Origin of the sequence: Jatrophihabitans sp., assembly GCF_051960575.1 — a bacterium.
Classification (GTDB): Bacteria; Actinomycetota; Actinomycetes; order Mycobacteriales; family Jatrophihabitantaceae; genus JBQCEE01.
Window position 1 is genome coordinate 1 of the sequence record NZ_JBQCEE010000194.1, and the last position, 2754, is coordinate 2754.

General features: G+C 72.8%; 4 protein-coding genes. All 4 read right to left on the reverse strand.

Features of this window, described 5'->3' with window-relative positions; all coding sequences use genetic code 11:
- The coding region (paaD, locus tag ACTHMS_RS10840; protein ID WP_440306673.1) for a 1,2-phenylacetyl-CoA epoxidase subunit PaaD at positions 1-406 on the reverse strand (406 nt) is incomplete at its 3' end.
- 107 nt (positions 407-513) lie between these two features.
- Positions 514-1362 (reverse strand): 1,2-phenylacetyl-CoA epoxidase subunit PaaC, encoded by an 849-nt coding sequence (gene paaC, locus ACTHMS_RS10845; protein ID WP_440306674.1) that lies wholly within the window; start codon positions 1360-1362, stop codon positions 514-516.
- Between the two features lie 12 nt (positions 1363-1374).
- Entirely contained in the window at positions 1375-1728 is a 354-nt protein-coding gene (gene paaB / locus ACTHMS_RS10850; protein WP_440306675.1) for a 1,2-phenylacetyl-CoA epoxidase subunit PaaB, read from the reverse strand.
- Positions 1725-2651 carry a 1,2-phenylacetyl-CoA epoxidase subunit PaaA gene (gene paaA / locus ACTHMS_RS10855; RefSeq protein WP_440306676.1) on the reverse strand — a complete coding sequence of 309 codons (927 nt, stop codon included), beginning with the start codon at positions 2649-2651 and terminating at the stop codon, positions 1725-1727. The genes paaB and paaA overlap by 4 nt, the downstream gene beginning before the upstream one ends.
- Positions 2652-2754: the final 103 nt, after the last annotated feature.

The window sequence follows — 2754 nt, forward strand, 5'->3', positions numbered from 1 at the left end:
GGGTGGGGCCGGGGGGGGGGCCCCCCCCCCCCCGGGCGGGGGGGGCGCGCGCCCCCCGGCGGGGGGCGGCCCGGGCGCGGGGGTGGCCGCCCCCCCCCCCCGGGCCTCGCCGGTGCACCGGCGTGGGCGGGGCGATGCCGGCGGCGGCCAGCTTGCGGCGTCCCGTCTCGGTGATCCACTCGGTCGTCCACGCAGGGCTCAGGGCCGTTCGTACGCGCACCCGGTCGTGCCCGGCGCGGTGCAGCCGCGCGGTGATGTCCGCGCCGATCTCCCGCATCGCCGGGCAGCCGCTGTAGGTGGGCGTGATCGTCACGACCACCTCGCCCTCGGCCTCGGCGACCTCACGCAGGATGCCGAGCTCGGCGATCGTGACGTGCGGCAGCTCGGGGTCGGGCGTCGCTGCCACGACCTCCCACAGCGCTCCACCCCCTGCCGAGTGGTGGGTTGTCGCGCGAGTGGCGGGAAACATGTCACCACTCGGGGCGGAACCCACCACTCGCGCGCCCGGTGCGGTCACCATGTCGCGTCCGGGTGGGCGCGGGCGACCGACTGCAGTTCGGCGAGGACGTAGCCGAGCGCCTCGGTGTGCACGCCGTCGCGGCCGGTGCGGCCGGCGACCCCGGCGCGCGGGGCGACCGCGGGGCGGTCGAGGGTCGCCGCGGCGAACACCGCGTCGAGCACGGCGTCGACGGCGCCGCGGTCGACGGTGGCGCCGAGCGGCGCGTCGGCGAAGAGCTCGTCGACGTACGGCCAGATCCGCTCGAGCGCGGCCTGCATGCGCGTGTGCGACAGCTCGGTGCCGTCGCCGAGGCGCACGACCCAGAGCGCGGCGTGGTCGCGGTGGTAGGCCAGTTCCTTCGCGCCCTTGGCCGCGATCGCGGCCAGCACCGGGTCGGGTGCGGTCGTGAGCGCCTCGAAGGTCGCGAGCCGCCAGGTCGCGACGACGAGCAGGCGGGCGACGAGGTCGGCGAAGTCGGTGTCGGCCGGCTCGACCAGCCGGACGTTGCGGAACTCGCCCTCGGTGCGCAGGTAGGCCAGCTCGTCCTCGTTGCGGCCGAGGATCGTGCCGGCGCGGGCAAGCAGCAGGCGTGCCTGGCCGAGCAGGTCGAGGGCGATGTTGGCGATCGCCGTCTCCTCCTCGAGCTCGGGCAGCCGGGTGATCCACTGCTGCAGCCGGTGGCTGAGGATCAGCGCGTCGTCGCCGAGGCCGAGACAGGTGCGCGCGAGCGCGTCGGCGTCGACGTCGTCGGGCACGCGGGTGTCGATGCCCTCCAGGGGATCGACGAAGTTGGTGCCGAACGCCCACCGGTGACCGGTGTCGGAGTCGTCGCCGAGCAGGTCGTAGGGGTTGTCGTGGTCCATGTCAGCTCCCCGTCACATATGGGGGACGTCGTCGGGGATCGGATAGAACGTGGGGTGCCGGTAGACCTTGTCGGCCGACGGCGCGAAGAAGGGGTCCTTCTCGTCCGGGCTGCTGGCCACGATGTCGGCCGAACGCACCACCCAGATCGAGACGCCCTCGTTGCGGCGGGTGTAGAGGTCACGGGCGTTCTGCAACGCCATCTCGGCGTCGGCCGCGTGCAGCGACCCGACGTGCACGTGGTTCAGCCCGCGCTTGCCTCGCAGGAACACCTCCCACAGCGGGTACCCCGGACGCGCGGACGCGCCGACCGGCACGCCGCTGGTCGGCACCGCGCCGTGACCGCCCTCGGCCGTGAAGTCGGTCATCGCGCGCCCGCCTTCGCCGCGTGGGCCATCGCTGCCTCGCGCACCCAGGCGCCGTCGTCGTGCGCCTGCTTGCGCCGCTGGATGCGCTGGGCGTTGCACGGGCCGTTCCCGGCGAGCACCGCACCGAACTCGTCCCAGTCGATCGGGCCGAAGTCGTAGTGGCCGCGCTCGTCGTTCCAGCGCAACTGCGGATCGGGCAGGGTGACGCCGAGCTTCTCGGCCTGCGGCACGGACATGTCGACGAAGCGCTGCCGCAGCTCGTCGTTGCTGTGCCGCTTGATGCCCCAGGCCATCGACTGCGCGCTGTTCGGCGAACGGTCGTCCGGCGGTCCGAACATCATGAGGGACGGCCACCAGAAACGGTTCGTCGCGTCCTGCACCATCTGCCGCTGCGCCTCGGTGCCACGCATCATCGTCAGCAGCAGCTCGTAGCCCTGCCGCTGGTGGAACGACTCCTCCTTGCAGATGCGCACCATCGCCCGCGCGTACGGGCCGTAGGACGACCGGCACAGCGGCACCTGGTTGCAGATCGCGGCGCCGTCGACCAGCCAGCCGATCACGCCGACGTCGGCGTAGGTCAGCGTCGGGTAGTTGAAGATCGACGAGTACTTCTGCCGGCCGCTGATGAGCAGTTCGGTGAGCTCGGCGCGGTCGGCCCCGAGCGTCTCGGCCGCGCTGTACAGGTACAGCCCGTGCCCGGCCTCGTCCTGCACCTTCGCCAGCAGGATCGCCTTGCGCCGCAGCGACGGCGCGCGCGTGATCCAGTTACCCTCGGGCTGCATGCCGATGATCTCGCTGTGCGCGTGCTGCGCGATCTGCCGGATCATCGTCCTCCGGTAGCCGTCGGGCATCCAGTCACGCGGCTCGATCCGCCGGTCGTGCCCGATCGTCTCGTCGACATGGGACTGCAGCGTCTCGGTCACTGCCACTCCTTCGCGACGAGGGTGAGGACGTCGTAGGTCGCGACGGTCTCGTCGCGCTGGTTGGTGACGAGGGCGTCCCAGCGCACCTCGCCGTACTCACCCG

Coding starts and splice junctions, on each gene's coding strand:
- paaB (WP_440306675.1), bottom strand. CDS start 1,728: ATGACCGACTTCACGGCCGAGGGCGGTCACGGCGCGGTGCCGACCAGC.
- paaC (WP_440306674.1), bottom strand. CDS start 1,362: ATGGACCACGACAACCCCTACGACCTGCTCGGCGACGACTCCGACACC.